At 71.5% G+C, this 24,043-nt stretch carries 13 protein-coding genes and 1 CRISPR repeat array; of the genes, 6 read left to right on the forward strand and 7 right to left on the reverse strand.

Going from position 1 to position 24,043, the window contains the following annotated elements; genetic code table 11:
* Nucleotides 1–144: 144 nt before the first annotated feature.
* From NQZ70_RS02520 to NQZ70_RS02545, 6 genes are all read right to left on the reverse strand, one after another.
* Nucleotides 145–1,083, reverse strand: coding sequence for a hypothetical protein (locus NQZ70_RS02520; RefSeq protein WP_129572797.1), 939 nt, complete (start codon nucleotides 1,081–1,083; stop codon nucleotides 145–147).
* Nucleotides 1,080–4,079: a type I-U CRISPR-associated helicase/endonuclease Cas3 gene (cas3u, locus tag NQZ70_RS02525; RefSeq protein ID WP_129572798.1), complete on the reverse strand. Its 3,000-nt coding sequence runs from the start codon at nucleotides 4,077–4,079 to the stop codon at nucleotides 1,080–1,082. The genes NQZ70_RS02520 and cas3u overlap by 4 nt, the downstream gene beginning before the upstream one ends.
* Nucleotides 4,072–5,763 (reverse strand): type I-U CRISPR-associated protein Csb2, encoded by a 1,692-nt coding sequence (csb2, locus tag NQZ70_RS02530; RefSeq protein ID WP_129572799.1) that lies wholly within the window; start codon nucleotides 5,761–5,763, stop codon nucleotides 4,072–4,074. Before csb2 ends, cas3u begins: the two co-directional genes overlap by 8 nt.
* Complete coding sequence (gene cas7u, locus NQZ70_RS02535; protein WP_129572800.1) at nucleotides 5,763–7,037, reverse strand: type I-U CRISPR-associated RAMP protein Csb1/Cas7u; 1,275 nt, start codon at nucleotides 7,035–7,037, stop codon at nucleotides 5,763–5,765. Before cas7u ends, csb2 begins: the two co-directional genes overlap by 1 nt.
* Nucleotides 7,038–7,466: 429 nt before the next feature.
* Nucleotides 7,467–8,405, reverse strand: a complete 939-nt coding sequence (locus NQZ70_RS02540; protein WP_237244949.1) for a hypothetical protein — start codon at nucleotides 8,403–8,405, stop codon at nucleotides 7,467–7,469.
* Between the two features lie 314 nt (nucleotides 8,406–8,719).
* Nucleotides 8,720–9,532, reverse strand: a complete 813-nt coding sequence (locus NQZ70_RS02545; RefSeq protein ID WP_129572802.1) for a hypothetical protein — start codon at nucleotides 9,530–9,532, stop codon at nucleotides 8,720–8,722.
* A 711-nt stretch (nucleotides 9,533–10,243) separates the two neighbouring features.
* Nucleotides 10,244–10,864: direct repeats of the CRISPR family, unit length 36 nt; unit sequence CTCTCCGCCGCTGAAAGGCGGCGGCCCCATTGAAGC.
* A gap of 508 nt (nucleotides 10,865–11,372) precedes the next feature.
* Between NQZ70_RS02545 and NQZ70_RS02550 the strand changes: the two genes are divergently transcribed.
* From NQZ70_RS02550 to NQZ70_RS02570, 5 genes are all read left to right on the forward strand, one after another.
* Nucleotides 11,373–11,630 carry a UPF0175 family protein gene (locus NQZ70_RS02550; protein ID WP_129572804.1) on the forward strand — a complete coding sequence of 86 codons (258 nt, stop codon included), beginning with the start codon at nucleotides 11,373–11,375 and terminating at the stop codon, nucleotides 11,628–11,630.
* 173 nt (nucleotides 11,631–11,803) lie between these two features.
* Entirely contained in the window at nucleotides 11,804–12,115 is a 312-nt protein-coding gene (locus NQZ70_RS02555) for a DUF3368 domain-containing protein (RefSeq protein WP_207217723.1), read from the forward strand.
* A gap of 403 nt (nucleotides 12,116–12,518) precedes the next feature.
* Nucleotides 12,519–14,141 carry an RNA polymerase sigma factor gene (locus NQZ70_RS02560; RefSeq protein WP_237244950.1) on the forward strand — a complete coding sequence of 541 codons (1,623 nt, stop codon included), beginning with the start codon at nucleotides 12,519–12,521 and terminating at the stop codon, nucleotides 14,139–14,141.
* A gap of 95 nt (nucleotides 14,142–14,236) precedes the next feature.
* Nucleotides 14,237–15,325 carry a hypothetical protein gene (locus NQZ70_RS02565; protein ID WP_129572805.1) on the forward strand — a complete coding sequence of 363 codons (1,089 nt, stop codon included), beginning with the start codon at nucleotides 14,237–14,239 and terminating at the stop codon, nucleotides 15,323–15,325.
* 144 nt (nucleotides 15,326–15,469) lie between these two features.
* Nucleotides 15,470–16,585: a hypothetical protein gene (locus tag NQZ70_RS02570; protein ID WP_237244951.1), complete on the forward strand. Its 1,116-nt coding sequence runs from the start codon at nucleotides 15,470–15,472 to the stop codon at nucleotides 16,583–16,585.
* A 40-nt stretch (nucleotides 16,586–16,625) separates the two neighbouring features.
* Here the strand turns inward: NQZ70_RS02570 and NQZ70_RS02575 are convergent, their stop codons facing one another.
* A complete protein-coding gene (locus NQZ70_RS02575) occupies nucleotides 16,626–18,185 on the reverse strand; it encodes a HAMP domain-containing sensor histidine kinase (RefSeq protein ID WP_129572806.1) in 1,560 nt (519 codons plus the stop codon).
* An 898-nt stretch (nucleotides 18,186–19,083) separates the two neighbouring features.
* On the opposite strand from NQZ70_RS02575, the gene NQZ70_RS02580 reads away from it, so the two are divergent.
* Nucleotides 19,084–23,994 carry an AAA family ATPase gene (locus NQZ70_RS02580; RefSeq protein WP_237244952.1) on the forward strand — a complete coding sequence of 1,637 codons (4,911 nt, stop codon included), beginning with the start codon at nucleotides 19,084–19,086 and terminating at the stop codon, nucleotides 23,992–23,994.
* Nucleotides 23,995–24,043: the final 49 nt, after the last annotated feature.

Raw genomic sequence — 24,043 nt, forward strand, 5'->3', positions numbered from 1 at the left:
GTCGTTCGCCCTCACCGTTGGCAGGGGGCCCGGGCGGGCCGGGCCCCGTCCTATCCAACCGGCAGCGATGGCGAAGCCTACGATGGAAAGACCATGGTCGGAACGACATTGGGTGAGTCACCCTTTGACCAGCCGCCTCTCGGATCAGTCGCCGCGCGCCGGGCGCGCCATTCGCGCCGGGGCGAAGCTCCCGTAGCCGCCTTGATCGCTCCGGCGGATCGCAGACTCGAACACGATGGCGATGCCGCGGGCGCGCAGGACGCTCGGATTCACCTCGAAGACCTCCGGCGACGTCAGGACGGAGCCGACCACGGAGCGCGGGAGTGGCACCGTCCAGATTGGCCACCTGAAGGTCCCTGTCTTCCACTCGCCGCTGCACCCCGTCGTCACGATCCGGTCGCGCATCGGCGCGACCCGGATGAACGGCAGGCCCCGGAACGCGAGCCAGTCCGCGCCGGGCACGCCGAGCTTCTTGTCCTTCGAGGGATCGCTCGCGCGCAGCGCATAGTCGCGCGCCGACGTGTTGTCCCACTGGAGCACCGGGAGCGGCCGCTCGTACCTCCACGGCCCGAACAGCGCCTCTTCCAGGTCCTCGACGCGCACGCCTTGGATGAGCTCGCTCACCATCGTGAGGAACTCCTGCTGGCCCGCGGTGAAATGCAGCGCGGTCGGCTTCGTGTTGCCGTTGTTGTCCACCGCCACATCCGTCGCGAACGCGGCGGCGAAGGCGAGGCTCCGCCGCAGATCGTCGCTTACCAGGCGGCTCAGGTATTCCGTGAAGTATCCCGGAGGGGGCTTGAGATCGTGCGCCTCGGCCCCATTGCCGTCCTTGCGATAACGCAGCCGCTCGATCGCGGGCTCTCCGCGGAAGCTCTCGAGATCCTGGATGAGCACATCGAGCAGCGCGCCGCGATCCGGGCCGCCCACGATCGCCGGCTGGTAGGTACCGCCGGCGCGCCAGACCAGCCTGGGCTCCGGCGTCCCATCTTTCGTCCGGTCGGCGAGCGCGTTGAGCACCCCAAGCGCCGCCAGGAACGCCAGCGGATTCTTGCCATCAATCCCGGTCAGCAAGAGCTCGGTCATCTCTTGTTCCTTGCCCCGATGTCGCCGCGCTGTTCTTCGTCGCTCCGCCGGTGATCCGCGAGCCGCAGGATCGCTTCGAGCCACGCCAGGCCGAACCAGCCGTAGCGCTGCACGAGCCGCCAGAACCGCTCGGCGATGCCCGCGTCGAGCCGCGCGAGGCCGTGATCACTCGATACGCGTACGATCGTGCCCTCCACCTCCAGGGCGAGCTCGACGGGCTCGTCATCCGCGATGACGGGCGCGAACGGTCGGCACCAGCCGTGATGCGATGCCGTGAGATGCAGGACCAGATCGCGATCGACATCCTTGTCGAATAGCCGTTCGCAGCCCTGAAGGAGCGCAACGGACGAGAGCTCGTGCCGGGCGCCCCGCGGGTATCCAGATCGCTTGATCGCGTGGGCCCGCGCCGCGCGATCCGCAGCGACGAGCGCGCTCTTGGCGAGCGGCTCGGGCGCCACCGCCGCCCGGAGCTCGCTCCCCCCGTGGAGCATCCGCTGGAATCGCGGATCGACCTTCCCGGCGTCGTGCCAGCGCGCCGCCAGCTCGACGGCGCGCGCGACCTCGGGCGGGAGCCCGCACTGCTCGGCGAACCGCCTGGCCCAGGAAGCGACGCCTCCCAGGTGCTCGCGCAGCGTCACCTCGACGCCCGTGTACGATGCGCCGTCGTCCTCCGTCGTCACGTCGCCCGCCCCCTCGACGTGCGCGCGGAAGCGGCCGACGAGCGCGAAATAGCCCTCCTCGACCCGCGGCGCTCCGTCCTCGCCCGCCAGCTGCATGCCGTCGAGCCGCACGAGGGCGGGGCGCCTCCTGCCCTTCACCGCGAGCGCCTTGAGCACCTGGCCAAGCCAGGATGTCGCGGCCGCTGCCGCGGTCGTCTCCGAGAGCCATGCGTCGATCTCCGCGCGATCCTCGGCATCCGACCGCTCGTCCACGACCGGGATGGGGATCTTTGGCAGTGCAGCATCCGTGACGCCAGCATGTTGCCGCATGACGTCCGGGTGCAGCCGCAGCGTCGGCCGTCCTGTCTGCTGCCAGCGGGCGCGATCGCCCAGGTCCGAGACAGGCACCTGCGACGAAGGATCCCAGGTGCCGCCGGCGAGGCCTCCATACGTGCCAGGGACGACGAGCGTGCTGCCTGGGTAGAGCTCGCCGGGCTCGATCACCCGGCTCTCGTCGCCCTTCCAGAGCAGCGCGAGGCGTCCGTCGCGGCGATCACCTTCGTCGTCCTCCATCGCGCGCCCCTCGATGTCGGCGAGCTCGGGGGCCGCGCCGCCCTGGAGCCACGCTCGCACCGCATGGATCGGCAGCGAGATGGCCTCGAGCCCGACCGGCGCGCACGCCTCCACGCGCTTCAACAACGCCTCGCGCGCCTCCTCGTCTCGCTTCGCCTGCGCGAGCAGCGTTCCGGTCACGTCGGCGCGCCAGACGACTTGCACCTCGGGCGCATGCTCCTGGTCCGTCCCATGGAGCCACAGGGAGACATCGGGATCGACCTCCGGGCTCGGCCGCGTCTGCACCCACGCGTCGAGGTGCGCAGGCAGCATCACCGGTGCGTGCGACGTCTGCGACAGCATCGCGTCGAGCCTCTCCCCCTTGGGCAGCGCCGCCGCCATCGCCTGGATGCCGAAATCACGCGCCGCCTCGCCGAGCCACGTCCACGTCGCGGCGAGCGCCTTGCCATAGACCGGATCGACGTAATCCTTGGCGAGCGCGTCCGAGCGCACCAGCACAACGCCGCGCGCGTCCTCGATGGCGCCGATCCGGTTCAGCCGGCCGAAGCGCTGCCGGAGCGCGTCGATCGAGGCGCACTCGGTCACGATCGCGTCGAGGTCGAAGTCGGCGCCCGCCTCGATACACTGCGTCGCGACGATGACCACCGGGTCCGCGGCTGCGTCGCGCGCCCGGCCCGTGCGCACGAGCGGGCCGAGCCTTTCGTCGAGATCGTCGCGATCGAGCGGGCGCATGCGGCCCGTGACGAGGATGGGGTCGACGCTGCCGTCGGACCGCCTCCGGATCGCCTCGGCGGTCTCGCGCGCCGTGGCGACGCGGTTGACGATGACGCCTACGGCGCGCCCCGGCGCCACGAAGCGCAGGGCGTGCTCGGCGCATGCCTCGGCGAGGGCCGCTCGCCTCGCGCCCTCCCCGCCGCTCACCTTCACGTCGGCGAGCACGGCCGGCTTCTTCGCCTGGAGTCGCCTCGCGAGCCGCTCGTCGCGTCGATCGTCGTCGTTCAGTCCGAACACGCGCCGATCGTCTGACGCAGCGGACGTCACGCCTGCGCTTCCAGACGTGCTCCCCGGCGTGGCCGACATCTCCACGACCTGCCATCGGTCGGGCAGCTTGCGGCTCGCCCACGTGCGATACCGGCACAGCGAGCGCAGCGTCTCGCGGAACGGCTGCGAGAGGTGCACCTCGTCGAGCAGCAGGAGCGCATCGTTGCCGAGCAGCCCCGCGTGGATCGGGCGCATGGCGTCGCTCACGCCGTAGCCGCGGAAGAGCAGCCGCGAGCCGACCTGATCCACGGTCGAGACGGCCACGAGCGGTTGATCAGGCCTCCGCGCCCACGCATCGTCGCGCGGCATGCCGCCGCGGAGCTGCGCCAGCGCGAGCGGCGCCTCGTCTCCCCGAAGGCCGGCGAGCGCCCGGAGCCGATCGGCCACGGCGCGGAGGACTCCGTCCCGCGCGCCCGTCAGCGTCTCGGCGATCTTCTTCGCGCGCTCGAACGCCTGATCGACGACCGTCCGCCGGTCCACGACCATCACGATGCGCCGGGGGGCCTCGCGCTGCGCCGGCGGCGACGCGGCGTCGAGCGCGAGGTGGAAGAGGGCGATGTCGATCGCCGCCGTCTTGCCCGCGCCCGTGGGCAGATCGAGCAGCGTCGGCCAGCGCCCCTCGCGCGCCACGTCGGCGAGCAGCCTCGCTTGCCACGGGAACGGCGCCGCGCCGTGGATCGCCTCGAAATACGCGGGGAAGTCGTCGGGCGAGAGCTCAGCCATTTCCCCTCAGCGGCCGGAAGAGGCCGAGGCCGAAGTAACGCCCGGCGCCGAGCAGGATGGGCCCCCGCACCGGCGCCTCGAACGTGAGCGTCGCGTGCACCAGCACGCGCTGCACGGGAGGCTTGCCCGCATGGAACGGCGGGAAGCGCCGCGCCTTGTCGGCGCCCGCGAGGGGCGCTGCCGGCATGACCGTCACGCGCGATGGCCGCGGCAGTCCTATCCGCTCGCACGCGACGGCGAGCGTCGTCTCGGCCTCGGCGTAGGCGGCGGCCTCCTTGTGCGGATCGCGCGCGCCGAGATCGCCCGGGTTGCGATCGAGCGCGACCGGCGTGGCGCTGGCCCAGGATGCGGCCTCGGCGCACCAGGTCGCGGGCCTCAGCGTCGTCGCGGACGTCTGCTCTTCCAGCCGCTCGAGCATGAGCTCGCCGGCCTTGCCGAGGTGGACAGGGAGCCGCGGCGGCTCCTCGTCGCTACCGCGCGCTTGCCGCTCCCACGCGTCCAGCGCGCGGTAGACGGCGAGCCGCTCGTCGCGCGTCACGTCCCGCGGCAGGATCAACGCGACGCCGAGGATCGCGCCATCGGCATGCTCGCTGCCGACGAACGGCAGCGGGACGTAGGCGAGGTGGGGGCGCTCGCTCGGGCCGCCGGACGCGCGGTGCCCCGAGAGGATCTCGGGCGCGCCGGAACCGTAGGCCGCCATCATGGCCTTGCGCACCGTCCGGGCGACGTCGACGGCCCGGATCGAGGGGAGGCGGGGGCCGGCGACCCGGCGAAGGACGATCCACCCGTCGCCGAACAGGGGCGCCGGCGCGCTCGCCTCGTCGGCGGCGCGAGGCCGGACGTAGCGCTGGAACGACGCCGGCATGACCCGCCCGGGCGTGTCGGCCTGCAGCTCGAAGGCGGCGCCGAGGGCCGCGAGCTGACCCGGGCCGACGACGCGGAGCACCGCCTCGTCGCCGGCGCGCCCCGGGCCGGTGTCGTCCGGGATCCAGGTCGCTTCGGGGCGGTCGTCGCGCACGCGGGCGGTCACGAGCGACGAGGAGTGCCCGAGCCGCGTCACGCGCGCGGCGAGCGCATCGAGCGCCGCCCGCTGCTCGGGCGTGGGGGTCGCGCTCGGCCACGCGAAGACGATGCGCGGCATGGCGTGCCCCATCTCGGCGGGCGTGCTCGACGGGAACGTGCGCGGCTGCCGCGTCCTTCGCTCGGGCAGGATCGACGCCGCCCTGACCGGCCCGTCTTTCCCCTCCTTCCCGGCCGCGACCGGGGCGATCGCCTTGCGCACGGCCTCCAGGAAGCGCGCCTCGGCCTTGACGAGCTTCTTTTCGGCCGCGGCGAGCGGCTTTCCGCCCGCGGGCCGCGCGGCGTCGAGCTCGGCGCGCGCCTCGCGCACGGTGAGCGCCTCGTCGTCGAGCGAGCCGACCACGCTCGTGTCGTTCACCGGCACGAACACGGTCACGACCTCCCGCGCGGCGGCTTCGGGGGCGGTGATCTCGGGCGGGCCTTGCCGCTCCAGCCACTCCAGCGCGGCGCGCTCGTCGGCGGACGGATCGAGCGTGTCGAAGTACGCCGCGACGAGGGCCGAGAACAGCCGTGCCGGGTGCGGCGGCCACTCGGCCCGATCGCGGTCGTCGACGGCGGTCGCCACGTAGCGGCCGGTCAGCAGGGCGACCTCGATCGCGAGCATCAGCCCTCGTCCTCGGCCTCGCCGCTCGCCGCCAGCTCGCGGCTCTTCCGGATGAGGCCCGCGAGCTTCGGCGCCGGCGCGAGCGTGATGGGCTTCGGATCCCAGCCGAGACCGACCTGCCGCGCCTTCTGCTCGGCGCCCTTGAGCAGGGCCGCGGCCTCGGCCCGCGAGAGCGAGAAGCGCTCCGGCTCGCCGCCGTCGCGGCCGACGAGCTCGAAGACGAGGGGCTCTTTCGCGACGAGGGTCGAGCGCGAGCGGAGATCGTAGCCCTGGTCGCGCTGGTAGACGACGGCGGCGAGTGCCAGCGCCGCGAGGGCGGTGCGCGCCGCGGTCTCGGCCGCGTCGCGCTGCTCGGCGGGGAGGCGCTCGCCCGAGCAGGCGGTCTGGAAGCGCAGGCGGCGGAGGGCGCCGAGCGACAGCACGGTGGTCTGCACGGCGTGGCTCATCGTGACCCCGCCCGCCGCGGCGTCGATGCTCGGCGGGATGTTGCCGTGGTTGATGGCCGACGGAGAGCCCTTCTTGCCGTCGCCGCCGCTGCGCGAGAACTCGACGGGCTTGCCCTTGGCGAGCTCGGCCTCCTTCGGGTCGACGGTCCAGTCCTGGCTGGGGTCCTTGTGCTTGAACACCGGGCCTGCCTTCGTCTGGATGCCGGCGGGGTCGAGGCGGCTCGCCGTCTTCACGCCGGTCGCGATGTCGATGCCGACGATCTCGGAGACCAGACAGCGCTGGAACTTGGCGCCGAGGCCGCCCTTGGGGCCGGTGCTGTCCCATACGCCGAAGATCAGGGCTGTCGGGCAGTACTTGAACATGGCCGTCGCGTGGGTCGGGCGCGCGTCGGTCACCTCCTTGCCGACGGCCGTGTGGCGGAACGGGGTGCCGCCCAGCACGCTGTCGCGGAGGAGCGCGTCGGCGATGCGATGTGGGGCCTGAAGCGCCGTGATCTGCTCGAGGTCCGCGAGCCCCTCCTCGCTCGAGAAGTCGACCTGCACGATCGGGAAGGGGAGCTCCCCGCGCCGGAATCCGTCGAGCAGCGCCTCCTCGAAGCGGTTTGCCTGGGAAGCGACCGAGTCGAGGAGCACTGTCGTGACCTCGCGCCCGTCGATGCGCCGCTGCTCCAATGCGTACTTCGTGGTCGCGTTGCGCTCCTTCACGTAGGTCGGCGGGAAGACCTTGTCGCCGGGGCCGCCTGCGGGCTCAAGGCGCGTGATGGCGCGGATCGCGGCGGCGCCGCCGGCGACGGCGTTCGCGAGAGTATCGAGGTCGAGAGAGCGCATCGGTCCTCCGTGGGCGGAACGTGGGCGGAAAACGGTACGAAGCTCCAGGCTGCGCGGTATAGGGCGAGCTCATGCGGCTCGGCGCCGGCGTCGCGCGGCCGACGCGACGGTATTTACCATCGCAGAGGAGGGGGTGGATGGGAAGAGGGCGATGCCTGACTACGCAGCATTGCGTATACCCTGGCGAATTTACCTGACGACGTGACGTACGCAGCCGAGCTCGGCTTGTCCGGCGCTGAGCCAGGAATGAGAGAGGGAGAGCGGAAGAGAGGGAGAGCGGGAGAGCGGGAGAGGATGCCGGCGTGAGGCAGAGCTACATCGTGAGCTATGGCGTCTGCGAATCGGAGCCGGACGCGAGACCGGACCGGCGGGAGCGATGACGAAGGCGGAGGCAAGGCCGAGCGAGGCCGTGCTGGTGGCGAGCTGTCGTCAGCTTGCGGCCGGATCCGCGAGCCATGCGCCGAGCGCGTCTGCGGAGAGCTCTAGCCGGACATCGTCGAGGCGGTCCAGGCCGAGGAGGTCGAACCGTTCGGCCAGCACGGAGCGCTCGGTCTCCGCGAGCGTTCGGCCGAGCTTCTTCTCGAACTGCGCCGCCAGGGCCTGAAGCTGCCCCGCCCTGAGCCCTTCCTTGAGCCCCTCCTTGAGGCCTTCCTGCAGCGCCTCTTTCCGTGCCTCGTCGCGGATTGACTGCTTGAGCTGCTCGAACCACTGCTGAACTTCCGTCACGATCTCCTCCTCTTCCGCGTCCTCCGCCGCGCGCGCCGACGGCTCGGCCTGGGTCTCGAAGCGCAAGCGTACCAGCCAGGGCAGGGCGACGCTCCTCTCCCAGGCGTCCTCGGGCAGGGCGGCGAGCTCGCGGATGGCGTCGCGGAGCACGGCGCGGGCGCCGAGCAGGCGCAGGAGCAGCGTGCCGCGGGTGCGCGGCAGCTCGGCGATGACCACGACGTCGACCCGCCACCCCGGCGCGGCGCGGTAGAGGCCGGGGCGACCGGGCTCCGGCTCGAACCGGAACGCGTCGAGCACGGTCGCGGGCCGGCCGCTGCTGAGGACGCACAGCCTCGGGAAGGGTACCTCGCCGCCGGCGCGGCGCTCGAGCTCGTGATGCCAGTGGAGCTGTTTGCGCACGCAGCCGCGCAGCTCGGCCGGACCGGGCGTGTCGTGGAACGGCTCGAACTGGCAGGGCTCCGCCGCGAGCTCACCCAGGAGGCCCAGCTCGGCGCGCGCGGCGGCGCGGGCTGGATCGGGCACGTACCAGAGGTCCATGGTCTGGGAAGCTGCGATGACCTCGACGGCGGTGTCGGCGGCGCCGGCGCGCGCGAGGGTGTCGCGCAGGACGTTCTTGCCGAAGGCATCGAATCTGCTGCGCATCGATCTGGGGCCAGCATTGGCTCGCGCGAGCGGTTCGGCAAGGCAATCTTGGTGCCTCATGTGCTGTTTTAACGAAACGAGGGAGAGCGTTAGCGCGTATGCGGAGGCAGCAGGAGCCGCAGCATTACGAGGAACGACCCGATCTCGTTCTGGAATCGCGCTGTCAGTGCTGTCCGACGCAGCTGGCGCCGTGCGCCGGCGCTGCCTGTCCGCGTCGTGTCGCGCGGTGCTGCGGCGGCGCGTGTTCGATCGATGACGGGTGGCGGGTGGCTACGAGCCAGCGGAGAGGCGTAAACGCGAAGCGCCCGCGCCGTTCAGCGCCCCTTGCGCCCGGCGGCTGCGGCGGGGGCGCCGGTGAGGAACGCGCCCGGCTCGACCTGGGGCGCGGCGGTATCGCCGTCGCTGTCGTCGTCGGCCTCGTCCTCGACCTCCTCGGCCGCGACGTCCTCGGCGGCGGCGGCCCTGGGCGAGCTGCGGCGGAAGCCGAGCTCGCGGAGGATCCTGCGGTCCTTGATGGCGGTCTGGACGATGGTGCTCCACTCCAGGTACCAGTCCCAGAGCTCCTGTTCGGCCTTCTCGAAGTCCTCGTCGGTGGTGGCGGCGGCGGGCGGGAGCTCTGCGACGGACTCCAGCTTTCCGGCGCGTGCGAGGAGCTGCTTTGCCTCGTCGACGACGGCCTTGGTGAGGCCGCGCTTGGCGAGGATCTTGCGGCCGTCGTCGCCTTCGGCGTCCGGGCCGCCCTTTTCCTTGGACTTGGCGAGGTTTTCCCAGCGCTCGACGAAGGTGCTGACGGAGACGAGGACGGCGGCGCCTTCGGTCTGCGTGAGGTTGCGGAACAGGAATGCGTGCGCCTTCGGGGCGTGGCGCTTGAGGGTCGCGGCCGCGATGGGAAACCACTTGTTCTCCCAGGCGTCGAGCGCGTTGATGAGGCCTGTGTCCGTCGCGGCGGCCGTGGCGACGAAGCCGAGCCGGGTGCGGGTGACGCGCTGGAGCAGGCGCCATCCCTCGGCGAGATCGTCATCGGAGAAGCCGTGAGCGACGAGCGCAGCGGCGACCTTGTTCTTGCGGAGCCCCATGAGCAAGAGGAGCACCCGCTCGGCCTTCTGGCCTATCGTGAGCTTGGCCATAATCCACCTCCCGGCGTATGGCTAACAAGGAGGCAGAGGGCTGTCGAGACGTCGAGTGCGTCCAAAGTGTGCTCGGCGGGCGTGATGCCGTGTCCGGGAGAAGGAGGACCGGGGCCGCGGGAAGGGCGCCGGGGGTCGGAGGGAAGGGCGCCGGCGGTCGGGGGGAAGAAACCCTGGAGCGGGAGATGCGGCGCCCGGGGCGGCGGGCGGGAGCCCCCGGGGCGGCGGGGCGCTCCCCCTGGTCGGAAGGCGAGCGCCCCGCGGGGGATGAGGCGGTCGAGGTGGGGGGTGAGTCGGGCGAGCCGGGGGACGAGTCCGGCGAGGTGGGGGATGCGTCGGACGAGGTGGGGACGAGGTGACGCGAGGCTGGGATCGGGCGCGGCGAGGCGGGGGAAACGGCGCTGGAGGCGGGGAGGCGAGCGGCGGAAGTGGGGCAGCGAGCGGCAAAGCGGCCGGGGAGAACGGAGGGGCTGGGCGAGGGGAGGAGGGGGCGTGGTAAAAGAGGGCGGGAGCAGCGGCTGCGAGCGGTGGAGTGACGCGAAAAAGCCGGGGGGCGCTCGCAAGGCCGGCAGGTGTTTAAAAGACGATGGATTTCGAGATGGCCGGAGGCGCGCGGGGACGGCCCCCGGCGGCCGGAGCGGAGGGGGCGGCGGGGACCTCTCGCAAACCGGGTTGTAAGTGCACGAAATTTCAGGTAGGCCTGGGAGGCCTATCTCCGCCGCTGAAAGGCGGCGGCCCCATTGAAGCGACTCGTCGCTCCACGCCACGGCGTCGACCCAGATCTCCTCTCCGCCGCTGAAAGGCGGCGGCCCCATTGAAGCCGAGGCTTGCGAGCACGCGACGGCATCGCGCCGACGCTCTCCGCCGCTGAAAGGCGGCGGCCCCATTGAAGCGCTCAGCTTGAGCAGGCGCGCGTAGAGCGCGCGATCCCTCTTCGCCGCTGAAAGGCGGCGGCCCCATTGAAGCGAGATCCCCTTCGGCCGGGAGCCGGGCGTGAAGCAGCCTCTCCGCCGCTGAAAGGCGGCGGCCCCATTGAAGCTAAAGCGGGAACACGTACCTCGTGCCGGTCGTGCCCAACTCTCCGCCGCTGAAAGGCGGCGGCCCCATTGAAGCCAGTAGGCCGTCCACGAGCCATCGGGATAAACCGCACTCTCCGCCGCTGAAAGGCGGCGTCCCCATTGAAGCATGATTGCCCTTGCGGGTCAGCTCGTCACGGTGACGGGCTCTCCGCCGCTGAAAGGCGGCGGCCTCATTGAAGCGTGACTGCCCAGAAGCTCGTCCGGGGCTTCGGGCTCTCTCTCCGCCGCTGAAAGGCGGCGGCCCCATTGCATCTAGAACCTCGTCTGGAACGTGTCGCTGCCGCGGGCGGCGCCGATGGCTTGGAACACGAAGGAACCGTCCCTGCTAGCGATGGCGACGAAGGAGGTGGCGCCCGAGGACAGCCTGGTGCGTGCGTTCGAGAAGGTGGCGCAGAACGACGGCGCCCTGGACCGGATCGCCGCAGCGCGGACGAGGTGTGCGCGCACTTCGACGTCGTGCTGCCGGCGCTGCGTCGCGAGCTGCTGGAGGGAAGCCGCCGAGCCGGCCTGAGCCGCCGGGTGTGGGCCCCGAACGCAGTGGGCGGCCAGCGCAGCCTTCGCCTCCTCTCGCCCGCGGGACGCACCAACGGGCGCCTTGTCGATCACCCATCCGAGAGCGGCGCGGACGGGCTCAGCACCGGGCGCAGGCGTGGCGCACCGGGGCTCGCCACCGCGGCGCACCGCGACGGAAGCCCTCGAGTCGGGACGGAGAGCGGCTGCTCGCTGGCCGCCCGGAAGCCGCGTAGGCTTGCGGCGGAGCCATGGCCCAGCCGCACATCACGGTGAGCGTCGATCTTCCGCCGGATGCGGGCAGCGAGCCGATCGATGCCCTCGCCAGACGGCTGCGCTTGCTCTGGGCGCTGGACGAGGTGCGCCAGGGGCGCATGACCCGCGCCCGCGCCGCGCAGATCCTCGGGATCGGAATCGACGCTTTCCTGCGGGAGGCCGCGGCGCATGGAATCGATGCGATCGATGTTGACCTCGAGGATTTCAGGCAGGAGCTTGGATCCTCGTCCTGATCGTCATCGCTGACACGACGCCCCTTCTGTATCTGTCGCGCATCGCCCATCTCGAGATCGTCCGCGCGGTGCCCCGCGAGATCCTCGTGCCAAAAGCCGCCTGAGAGGAGCTCGTCATCGCGCGCCCTGCTGAACCGGGGATCGCATCTCGCCGGGCCTCGCCATGGATCCGCGTGAATGACGACATCGAACGGACCGGCCTGGATCCTGCGCTGGCGAACCTGCTCGACCCGGGGGAAGCCGCCCCGATCGCGCTCGCGGAGCTGCTCCGCGCAGACACGCTCCTCATCGACGAACGGAAGGGCCGCGCGGTAGCGCGAGCCCGCGGACTGCGCATCCAAGGTACGCTGGGGCTGCTCGTCGAGGCGCGACGTGCCGGTGTCCTCGGGTCTCTCCGGGCAGTGCTCGGCGACCTCGCCAACGCAGGCTTCCGCGTCAGCGCGCCGCTCATGGCAGAGGCGCTGCGGCAGGTCGGCGAAGAGTAGGTTCTGCCGGGCCATCGAGATCGAGCGCCGGAGATCGGACGGCGCTCCGTCCGTCGGGTGGTCGGGTGGTCGGCCGCTCATCGGGCTCCAGGCCCCGCGGGAGCGTGACCGTGGCCGCGGGCCCTGTCCGTGATGTCAGCCCAGCCGGCCGGCAAGCGTCAGCAAGTCGCCCGCAGCCCCCGTGCTGCCCGCCATCTCGCTCCCCCGCCGGTCCCACCCACCGCCCGGCCCGGTCGGCACCGCGCCAGCCCCACCCCTCGGCACCGCCCGCCGTCGATTCCATGACGACCGCGGGAGGCTCCCCGCAATTCTAAGCATGAGCCCTCTTTCTCCTCCTCCTCCCCCTCCTCCCCCTCTCCCCCCTCCGCCCCCCGACCTCGTCCAGCACAGCACCTGGGCATCCATGCACGCGACCGCCGTTCACGTCCTCCCGGGGATGCTCCGGTACCTCGGGGTCGCCGAGGACGACATCGACGACCTCTCCCAGGAGGTCCTGCTCGGCGCCTACACCAGCCTCCCCCGGTACGACCCCCAGTATCCCGCCGGCGCGTGCGGCGCGCCCTTCCCGCCTCCGTCCGCCTCGTCGCCTCTGCACGACCTCGTCTTCGCCGCCGTGCCGATCCCCACCGCCGCCGCCGCCATCGCTGCCGCCGCTGCCGCCGCTGCCGCCGACCCCGCATACGACCCCGCCGACCCCGCCTCGCCCGCTCGCCAGTCCCCGCCCACATCCTCCAGCCGATCGCGCCCGCCCAGCCTCGGCCCGCGCTGGCGATCCGAGTCCGCCTGGCTCTTCGGGATCGCCTGGCGCAAGGTGCGGAGCCACCTCGAGCGCGCTTACCGGCGGCGCGAGGTGCCGGTGGGCCTCGCGGACGCGGCGTGCTTCGAGGGCGCCGACGTCGCGCCGAGCAGCGAGCAGCGCATCGTCAGGAAGGAGCGGATCGCGCTCGCGATCCGCTTGCTGGCGAGCATCGCGCCCGAACGGCGCGCCGTCCTCCTCATGGCCGATGCGTACGAGATCCCGATGCGCGAGGTCGCGCGCGCCCTCGAGATCAACGAGAACACCGCCGCGAGCCGCCTGCGCCTCGCGCGCGAGGACTACCGCGCCGCCGTGAAGCGCCTGCGAGCCGAGGAGCAGCACGCGCTCCGGTCCGGCCTGTTCATGCTCCCGCTCTTCTCCCTCGCCTCGCCCAGCTCCGCCGCCCCGTCGCGCCCCGCCCTCGCAGGCGCCTCCGCCATCGCCGAGGCGAACGCCCCCGCGACCCTTCCCAGCCCGCGAAGCGATCCCGGACGACACGAGCCCGCAGATCGGCCCCGGAACCCGGCACGCTCGGCGCGCTTCGCCCGCGTCGCACACCTCGCGCGCCCGCTCGCCCGGTTCGTCCGCCCGGCGCTGGCTCGGGGGACGGCGGCCATCGTCGGCGCCGCCGTCGTGGTCGCGGCGCTCGCTCCAGCGCCGGTCTCCTGGGCCAACCGCCTGGCGCCTATCGCGACACAGCTCCTCGTCTCGCGCGCCGTCCACGCGGGGGCGCGACCGGAGACCGATCCAGGCGAGCCACCGCGATCCAAGGCGCCGCCGCGCGACGCGACCAACGCGATCCCAGCCAAAGAAACGTCAGCCGCCCGGACGCCCCCGCCCGCGCTGGCGGATCGCTCCGGCCACCTCAAGCCCGCAACGCCGAGGCAGCATGCCTCCTCCGAGCGACGTCAGGATCCGCTCACCGAGGAGGTGCTGCTGCTCGAGGCGGTCAGGCAGGCGCTGTTGCAAGGCGACCGGGCGACCGCGATGGAGCGCATCGCCGCCCACGAGCGACGGTTCCCGCAGGGGCGGCTGAACCTGATGCGCGAGCGGCTCCGATCGAAGCTTGAGCCGGCGCAGTCCGTGCCGGCCGGCAACCCGGCGCAGTCCGTGCCGGCCAGCAACCCGGCGCAGCCCACACCGGCCGGCAACCCGACGCAGCCCGCATCGGCCGGCAACCCGACGCAGCCCGCGCCGGCCGGCAATGCGGCGAGGGAGATGCTCCCGTGACCGCGCGAACAAGGCGCGCACGCCGCACACCGCGCGGCCAGCGCGCGATCACGAGCGCGATCGCCAGGCGGTTGCAACGCGCAGCGCTCGCCGCGATGACCGCCGCCGCGATCGCCACCCTCGGGATCGCGCCGGTCCAGGCCGAGCCCAGGGCCACGCCGACCCGCGTGCGGCTCGAGTTCCTCCGAGGGCCGGGCGCCGAGGATTGCCCCGACGAGCCGTTCCTGCGCGAGCAGACGATCCGGAAGATGGCAGGGGTCGATCCCTTCGATGCGGCGGCGCCGCTCACGCTGACCGCCTCCATCGAGCGCCGGCGCGGCGAGCTCACCGCCGCGCTGTTCCTCCGCGATCGCTCCGGCCGGGGGCTCTGGGCCGACGGCTTCAGCGCCAGTGCGGACTGCGAGGTGCTCGTCAGCGCCATCGCCCTGTCGATCGCCGTGCTCCTCGACGGCGACGAACTCCCCGCGATCCCGGGCGCAACGCCCGACCTCCCCGCGGCGCCGGGGGCACCGCCTGCTCAGCCGCAGCCGACCGACCAGGCGATGGTCCCAGAACAACCCTGCTCGCCGGACCGACCTTGCCCGCTGCAGCCCGTCCCTGCTCCCGTATCGTCCTCGCAGAAGACGTCGCCCCCGCGCAAAACGCCGCCGGGGAACAGCGCGCCGCCGGCTCCTTCGGAGCGCTTCCGCTGGACGGCCGGCCTCGATGTCGTGACGGGTCTCGGGCTGACGCCCGGCGTTTCCCTTGGATCGGCGATGTCCGTCGGGGCACGCTGGCCGGCGTGGTCCGCGGCGCTGGAGGTGCGAGGCCTGTCCTCGCTCTCAGGGAAAGTCGAGGCCGTGGCCGTGTCGGTGTCCACCGTCACGGCGGATGTCGTCCTCTGCCTGAACCGCCGCACCCTGTTCGCCTGCGGCCTCGCAGAAATCGGTGTGCTCCGCGCGGCGCCGACCATTCCCTTCGACGCGGCATCCTGGCTGAACCTCCGCGCCGGTTTGGGGGTACGGGCAGGCATCGCGTTGCCTCTTGCAGAGAATCTATCCGTGCGAGCATACGCCGAGGTCGTTCATCCCGTGATCGGTATCGCAATCCTTCGCCACCCAGGTGCTCTTGTGCGCGAGCGCCCCGTCTGGAGCGCCCCCGCTCTCGCTGCGGCGCTCGGAATCGGTCTACAGGCAAACCTGTGAGAGCAAGCCGGTAGCGAATGCAACGAAGCCCAGTAGCGCTGAAGAAATGAGAAAATTTTCTCGATTCCGGGAATGGTGTTCATGAGAATGTTCGCCAATCATCCATCTTGTGTGGAAGACTCGCGTTTCAGTAAGGTCTCAGCCATGCGCATGTCACGCCTCGTCCTTCCGGGAATGCTGCTCATCGCGGGCTGCGAACAAGATCCCATCGTCATCACGGGCCCCTGTACCCAAGAAGAGATCGACCTGGGGTACTGCGATGTGCCCGACGCCGGAACGGCCAGCACCGGCGGCGACGGCGGCGACGCTGGCGCCGGCGGTCAGGGCGGCGCCGGCGGCGACACGCACAGCTCCCTGTGCTCCGGCCAGTGCGCCCCGCCGGCGCCGCTCGGCTGGTTCGGCCCGGCGCTGCTCTGGTTCGGTCCGCCCGACGCCGTCCCCGACTGCCCCGCCGACGCGCCGACGCTCGGCTACGAGGGCTTCGCCGATCTCCAGCAGCCGCCCCTGGAGTGCGCGACCTGCGCGTGCGATCCGCCCGAGGCCTCGTGCACCCTCTCCACCGACTGGGCCGCAACGTCGTCCCCCTCGTGCCCCGGCGACGAGCCGGGCACCGTGACGACCTCCTTCGCCGCCCCCGATGGCTGGGACGGCGCCTGCACCGCGGCCAACGCGATCCCCGCCGATCACCTCTGCAACGGCGAGCCCTGCGTGCAGTCGCTCACGATCGCCGCCCCCTCGGTCGTCACGACCGCCGCCTGCACGCCGCGCCTCGACGTCCCGCCGCCCGTCCCCAGGCTCGATCCGTGGGCGACGCGGGCCAGGGCGTGCCTCGCCGGCGCGTACACCGCGTGCGACGACGCGACGACGTGCGTGCCCTCGGCGCCCTCGGGCTTCACGACCTGCGTCTTCCACGAGGGCGACGACGCCGACTGTCCGGAGGGTTACGCCGTCAGGCACCTCTTCTTCGCGGACGTGATCGACGGCCGCGACTGCACGCCCTGCGGCTGCGGCGATCCGACCGGCGCCTCGTGCTCCCTCATGGCCTCCGTGTACCGCGACGCCGCCTGCACGGACCTGCTCGCGTCGAACGTCGTCAGCTCGAGCGTCCCGTTCTGCGTCGTGACGCCGCCCGGCGTCGCCCTGGGCAGCAAGTCGGCCGTGATCGTCGCCGTGGAGCCGGGCGCGTGCGCGCCGCACGGGGGCGAGCCCATCGGCGAGCTCCGGCCGAGCGCGCCCTCCACGTTCTGCTGCATCGCCTGACGCGACCCCCACCTCACCCCCACCTCACCCCAACCTCGCCTCAACACCTCGCGTCCGCCGCTCCCCGCGGCAGCCGCGCGGTGAACGTCGTCCCCCGCTCCGCCTCGCTCTCGACCTCGATCGCCCCGCCGTGCGCCCTCGCGATCTGGTGCGCGATGAACAGCCCGAGCCCGAGCCCGCGCCCCGTGCTCGCCCGCCCGCCGACCGGCGCCTGGTGGAACGGGTCGAACAGCGTCGCCAGGAGCTCGGGCGCGATCGCCGGCCCGTCGTTGTGCACCTCGACCAGCACGTCCTCCCCGCGCGGCCGGATCGCCACCCGGACGGCGCTCCCCGGCGCGGCATAGTCGACCGCGTTCTGCACGAGGTTCGTCACCATCTGCGCGACCCGCTCGGGATCCCACTGCCCGGCGCCGCTCCCGTGCAGATCGAGCCGGATCGGCACCTCCGCGTGCATGGCCCTGAGCTCGTCGATCGCCCCCTTGCAGATGAGGTGGAGGTCCCCCGGGCTCGGCGCGATCGGGATGCTGCCGCCGAAGCGGCTCCGCGTCAGATCGAGCAGATCCTCGATGGTCCGCGCCATGCGGCGCGCGCTCGCCGCGATCCGCTCGACGCTCTTCGCCTGACCCGGCGCCAGGTCGCCGTGGTGCATCAGCACGCTCGCCGCCAGCGTGACGGACGTGAGCGGCGTGCGCAGGTAGTGGCCGAGCGCGCCCAGGAACCGATCCCGAAACGCGAGCTCCTCGCGCCGCGCGGCCTCCGCCCGCTTGCGCTCCGAGATGTCGAGCACCGTGCCGATCATCCGGACGCTGCGCCCCGCGGCGTCGAAGCAGGCGCGCCCCCGCACGCAGACCCAGCGCTCGATCCCGTCGCCGAGCCCAACGAGGCGGTACTCGATGCTGTACTCCCCGCCGCTCGCCGGGTCCTGCGAGCGCAGCACGGCCTCCTGCACGCGCGCGCGATCGTCCGGGTGGATCGCCGCGACGAAGAGCTCGTAATCGACGTCCTGCTCCGGACCCAGCCCGGCCACCTGCCGGCAGCGGTCGTCCCAGCGCAGCGCGCCGGTCACGGTGTCGTAATCCCACACCCCCACGCCGCCGGCCTCCGTGGCGAGCCGCAGGCGCGCGGCGCTGTCCTCGAGCGCGGCGCGCGTCGCCGCCTCGATCTCGCGGGCGCTCGTCCACATGCTCGCGTCCACCACCGCGTGAAGGACCTGCGCCTCCCTCACGCCGAGGGAGATCCCCTGTGCGGCGCACACCTCGATCAGCGCCGCCCGGAGGTGCGACAGCTCGCGCAGGGTCGCCGCGACGCAGCGGACCTGCGCGGCGTGGAGGCGCGCGCGGTCCTCGATCCGCTCGTGGGCGCTCGCGGGCTCCCCGTCCCCGCCGGCGCGGAGCTCGGCGCGCCGGCTCGCCGCGAGCGCCTCGATGAGATCATCGAACAGCCTGGGGACCTCGTCCGCCAGCAACGGACCCCCGCGCCGCTGCGCCGCCGCCCTCGGATCGTCGAGCACCCGGCGCGTCCAGCGCTCGATCACGTCGCGCTTGCAGCTGCGCAGCCTGGCGGGGAGGGAGGTCTCGAGGGGCGGACCGGCGTCATCCATCGACACAAAAGCGAGCGCGCGCCACCGCGGATGTCACGTGAGGGCACCCCCTGATTGGCGCGTCGGTGGCCGTCATACGAGCTCGCGCACGCGCCGAGCGCCCTCACGGACGACGACGACGCGACGGCGAGGAGACGGGCCGCCAGGGCACCGCGAGGAGAAAAGAAGAGAGAAGGGGAGGAGCCACCGAGGAGCCAAGAGCGCCAATGAGGAGAGCAGAGGAATTCAACCCAGCCATGGATCCATGATGACAGAAGAGAGAAACGGTGAAAAGCGCCACGGCCGCGAGAGCCAGGAAAACCCTTTCTGGCGCTTTGTCCTCGGCAATCCTCTTCGTCATCCCCGGGCCGCTTCACCCGAAGCTGCCAGGCACCCCGCTGGCACCTCCTCCGCCAGAACAGACGGCGGCACGCGCTCACGGCGCCCGGAGTGCGACGATCGGCCGGCGAGCTCGGCCGTGGAGGCAGACGCCATGGGTGCCCCACCACACCGGCGCGGCGGAAGATCGCGAGCTCGACGTTCCAACCACCATGCGCTTCTGATAGGAATCATCTTCGCCGAGGGGGGCTCGCGCCGGGGGGATACGGTGAGCGGAACGGACGCTGGTTAGGCGCTATTGCATACATTTCTTGCATCGTGCCCGGAGATGCTCTTCGTCGCCGGCGTCGATGGGAGGACGCGAGCCGGGCGCCCTCTCGAATCGAGCTGCAGCGGAAGACCGTCCCGTGAAGGCGAGCGCCTTCATGCGTGGATAAGCCATGGATAGAACATCGCTTTTCCGAGGGATGAGCGGATCCTCATCGAGCGCCGATCGCCTGAGACGAGCGTGGCGCTTCGCCCTTGACATCATCGAATCGTTGGCGCTCTCCTCCTATCGACCATGACGACAAGACGCCCTGTGGCCGAGCGAGGGACGACTCGAATCAACGGATATCACATCACCGCGAAGACGGGCGAGACGGCGGCCTCCGTCACGTACCGGGCCCGCCGGGAGGGCGATGGGAGGGAAGTGGCGGTGAGGATGCTCCACGCCGATCTCTCGCGGATCGCCGACGTCACGCGCTTCAAGCACGCCTGTAGCGCCATCAGGCGCATCGACTCGGAGAGGATCGTCAAGGTCCACGGGGTCGAGGAGCACGCGGACGGGCTCTTGCTCGTGACCGAGTATTTCCCGGGGGTCGCGCTGTCCGAGCTCCTGAAGGATCGGGGCGAGCTCGACGTCGGCGGGTTCCTGAGCGGAGCCATCCGGATGACCGAGGCCCTGGCCGATATCCACCGGCGCGGCCTCCTCCACGGCGACATCAGGCCCCGGAACATCCTGCTCGGGGAAGGGGGGCAGATCAAGCTCACCGGCTTCGGCGTCGAATCCATCGTGACGCGCGAGCGGGAGGCCATCTACGGCCGCGAGGTCCTCTCGCAGGTGCTCCCGTACACCTCGCCCGAGCAGACGGGACGCATGAACCGCAGCGTCGACTACCGCGCCGACCTGTACTCGCTCGGGGTCGTGTTCTACGAGATCCTCGTCGGGCGGAGGCCGTTCGAGGCCGCGGACCCGCTCGAGCTGATCCACGCCCACATCGCCGTGAGGCCGACCCCGCCCTCGGAGCTGAGCCCGAAGGTGCCCCCGGCGCTCTCGGCCATCACGATGAAGCTGCTCGGCAAGAACGCCGAGGATCGCTACCAGAGCACCGAAGGCCTGAGGGACGATCTGGAGGAGTGCCGGCGGCGCTGGGAAGAGCGCGGAGCCATCGACGACTTCACCCCGGGCCAGCACGACAGGACCGATCTCTTCCAGATCCACCAGAAGCTGTACGGCCGCGAAGGCGATATCCGGCGGCTCATCGAGTCGTTCGACGACGCGCTCCGGGGCAGGCGCGCGATCGTGCTTGTCTCGGGCTACTCGGGGATCGGCAAGTCGTCCCTCGTCCAGGAGATCCTCAAGCCGCTGGCGCGCGAGCGGGGCTACTACGTCAGCGGCAAGTACGACCAGTACAACCGCGACACGCCCTACAGCGCCGTCGTCCATGCGTTCGACGCGCTCGTCAAGCAGCTCCTGTCCGAGAGCGAGGAGCGCGTCCAGAGGTGGCGGAAGGCCATCCTCGACGCCCTCGGGGGCAACGCGCAGGTCATCTGCGACGTCCTGCCGTCGCTCGGGCACCTCATCGGCGCGCAGCCGGCCGTGCCGGCGCTCGGCCCGGTCGAGGCCCAGAACCGCCTGAACCTCTATTTCAAGAGGTTCGTCTCGGTGTTCGCCCGCCCAGCCCACCCGCTCGCCGTCTTCATCGACGACCTGCAGTGGGTGGACTCGGCCAGCCTCAGCCTGCTCAAATCCCTCCTCGCCGACGAGGAGATGGGGTCGCTCTTCTTCTGCGGCGCCTATCGCGACAACGAGGTGAGCCCGACCCACCCCTTCCTCGTCGCGCTCGAGGAGCTCCAGGCGGCCCGCCTCGGGGTCGTCGACATCGTCCTGGAGCCGCTCCGGCTCGCCCACCTGAACGAGCTCCTGAGCGACAGCCTGCGGACCGGCGGCACGGACGCGCTCGCGCGCGCGGTGCTGAAGAAGACCGGCGGAAACCCGTTCTTCGTCAAGCAGTTCCTGAGGCACCTGGTGGAGGTCGGGGCCCTGGCCCTCGAGCCCGCGGCGGGGTGGCGCTGGGACCTCTCGACGATCAAGGAGCTCGAGCACACCGACAACGTCCTGAGCCTGATGGCGCAGACCATCCGGCGCCTCCCGGAGGACACGCAAGAGGTGCTCCGGCTCGCCGCGGCGATCGGCAACAGCTTCGAGCTCGAGATCCTGAACACCGTCAGCGCCGAAGCCCCCGACGCCACGTACGGCAGCCTCGCCAGGGCCATCGACGATGGCCTGATCGTGAGCGCCGGCGAGGGCTACCGGTTCGCGCACGACAAGATCCAGGAGGCGGCATACTCCCTCATCCCCGCGCGGGACCGGCCGGGGTTCCACCACCGGATCGGGAGGCTGCTCCTCGGCAAGCTCGACCCCGACGACGGGCAGAGCGTGTTCGATGTCGTCAATCACCTGAACAGCGCCGGCGACCTGATCGCGGCGCCGGAGGAGCGGCTCACCTCGGCCAGGCTCAACCTCCGGGCCGCCGCGCGCGCCGAGGAGTCGAGCGCCTTCTCCGCGTCGCTGAAGTACCTGGAGCACGGCATCTCCATGCTGCCCGCGGACGCGTGGACCTCCGAGTACGCGCTGACGTTCGCCTACCACACGAAGAAGGGCGTGCTGGAGTCGCTCTGCGAGCGGCACGACGACGCGCTCGCGACGCTCTCGAGCTGCCTCGACAAGGCGAGGGGGCGGGTGCACGAGACCGAGATCCGCCGCCTGAAGATCAACGTGCAGATCCTGAAGAACGATCTGCCCGCCGCGCTGGACGAGGGGCTCGCCGCCCTGCGCGCGTTCGGCATCGACCTGCCGCCGTACCCGGACGACGGCATGCTCACCGCCGAGATCGAGCGGACGATGGCCATGATCGGAGATCGGCCCATCGCGTCCCTCATCGATCTGCCCGCCCTGACCGATCCCGAGATCGCCGCCCTGCAGGACCTGCTGCAGGAGATGTTCTCGCCCACCTACCAGCTGGGGACGAACAACTTCGGCATCACCGTGATGAAGATGCTGCAGAACTCGCTCACGCACGGCATCTCGAGGAACTCGATCTACGCGTACGTCAACTTCGGGACGATCCTGTGCGCCCGGCTCGACGTCGAGCGGGGCTACGCGTTCGGCAGGGCGGCGATCCGCCTCAACGAGCTCAATCCGGACAAGAAGTCCGAGGCCATGCTGTGCAACATGTGGGGCGCGTGGGTGCAGCACTGGAAGGAGAGCTATGCCACCTACAAGGCGTCGCTGCGCAAGGGCATGCACGTCGGCCTCGAGACGGGCCAGTACATCTGGGCTTTTTACAATGCATGCAACTCACAGCTGAGCAGCCTGCTCCAGGGGAAGAACCTCCACGAGCTCGTCCAGGAGGCGAAGGACAGCGAGCACATCTGCAAGCTCGACAGGTTCAACGCGATCACCTGGATCGTCGCCGCCGCCGCCGATCTCGGCGAGGAGCTCAGCACGTCGGCCGAGGGGGACGGCGGCAGGCCGCGCGCGCGCCGGGTCGATCTCGACGCCATCATCGCGGAGGCCAGGAGGATCAACAACACCGCGAGCCTCTACTTCACGAACATCTTCACGGTCATCGGCGGCGTCTTCAAGGGCGAATACGAGCGGGTGGCCGAGGTCTGGGGCGAGACCGACCCTGGCGCCGACGTGATGCTCGGGGCCTGGCACGCGAGCCCTTGCTACTACTTCTATGGCGGCGTGGCGTTCTCGCGGGCCTCGGTGGCCGCCGCCCCGGAGCTCGGGAGCGCGTACGTCGATCGGCTCAGGGCGTTCGCGGGCAAGCTCGATCTCTGGGCGGGGCAGAACCCGCAGATCTTCCGCCACCGCAGCCTCATCCTGCGGGCCGAGCTCGCGCGGATCGAGCGCCGCGAGGGCGCGGGCGCCCTCTACGATCAGGCGATCACCGCCGCGAGGGAGGCGCGGCTCCTCCACGACGAGGCGCTCGCGAACGAGCTCTGCGCGCTCCATTACCGCGACATGGGCAGGGAGTTCCTGGCGCACGCCTACATCGCCGAGGCGCACCGGCTCTATGCGCGCTGGGGCGCCGCGCGCGTGACGGAGCGCCTCGAGCGGGCCTTCCCGCAGGCGCTGGGGCGGGAGGCGCCGCGCCAGACCGGCTCGGGCGACCACGCCGGGGCCGCCCAGGGCGCCTCCCTCGAGCACGCCGCGGAGGTGGACCACGGCAAGGTGAAGCTCGACACGCTCGCCGTCATCAAGGCCTCGCAGGCGATCTCGGGCGAGATCCTGTTCCCCTCGCTCCTCAAGAAGCTCATGCAGAGCATCCTCGAGAGCGCAGGCGCCAGGAAGGGGCTCGTGATCCTGAGGGACAACGACAGGCTCGTGGTCCAGGCGGAAGGCCACGTCGAGGCGCACGAGATCAAGGTGCTGTCGCCCGTGCCCCTGGAGGCGTGCGGGGATGTCGCCGCGAGCGTGGTGCACTACGTCACGCGGACCGCGGAGAGCGTCGTCCTCGGCGACGCCGCCAGCAGCGATCTGTTCGCGAGCGACCCGTACATCGCGAGGACCCAGGCCCGGTCGATCCTCGCGGCGCCGATCCTCCGGCAGGGGCGCCTCGTGGGCGTCATCTATCTCGAGAACGAGCTGGCCGCCGGCGCCTTCACGCCGGACCGGCTGGAGGTGACCCGGCTGCTCGCCGCCCAGGTGGCCATCTCGCTGGAGAACGCGCTGCTCTATGCGAGCCTCGAGGAGAAGGTCAGGACACGGACCGCCGAGCTGGAGGTCGCCCACGAGCGGATCGAGATCGAGCTCTCGGAGAAGCTCGGGCTCATCGCGCGGCAAAGAGAGCTCATCCGCGCCCTCTCCACGCCCATCCTCGAGGTGTGGGACGGCGTGCTCACCATCCCGGTGGTGGGTGGGCTCGACGACGACCGGGCCGCGACGATCATGCAGGATCTGCTCGAGCGGGTGGTCCATACCCAGTCGAGGTCCACGATCATCGATCTCACCGGGGTGAGCGCGATCGATCCAGGCACGGCCGAGCGCCTCGTGCGCATCATCCGATCCGTGCAGCTCCTGGGCTCCCGGAGCGTCATCACGGGCATTCAGCCCGAGGTCGCCCGGACCATGATCTCGCACGGGCTCGACCTGAGCCGCGTGACGACGCGCGCGAAGCTGCGCGATGGCTTGAGGATGTGCATGGGACAGGGGAGCTGAGGGGCGGAGTCCCGCCGGCCGCGCCGGTCCGCCGCGGCGAAGCCGTCGT

It is taken from the genome of Sorangium sp. So ce836 (assembly GCF_028553905.1).
Classification (GTDB): domain Bacteria; phylum Myxococcota_A; class Polyangia; order Polyangiales; family Polyangiaceae; genus Sorangium; species Sorangium cellulosum_D.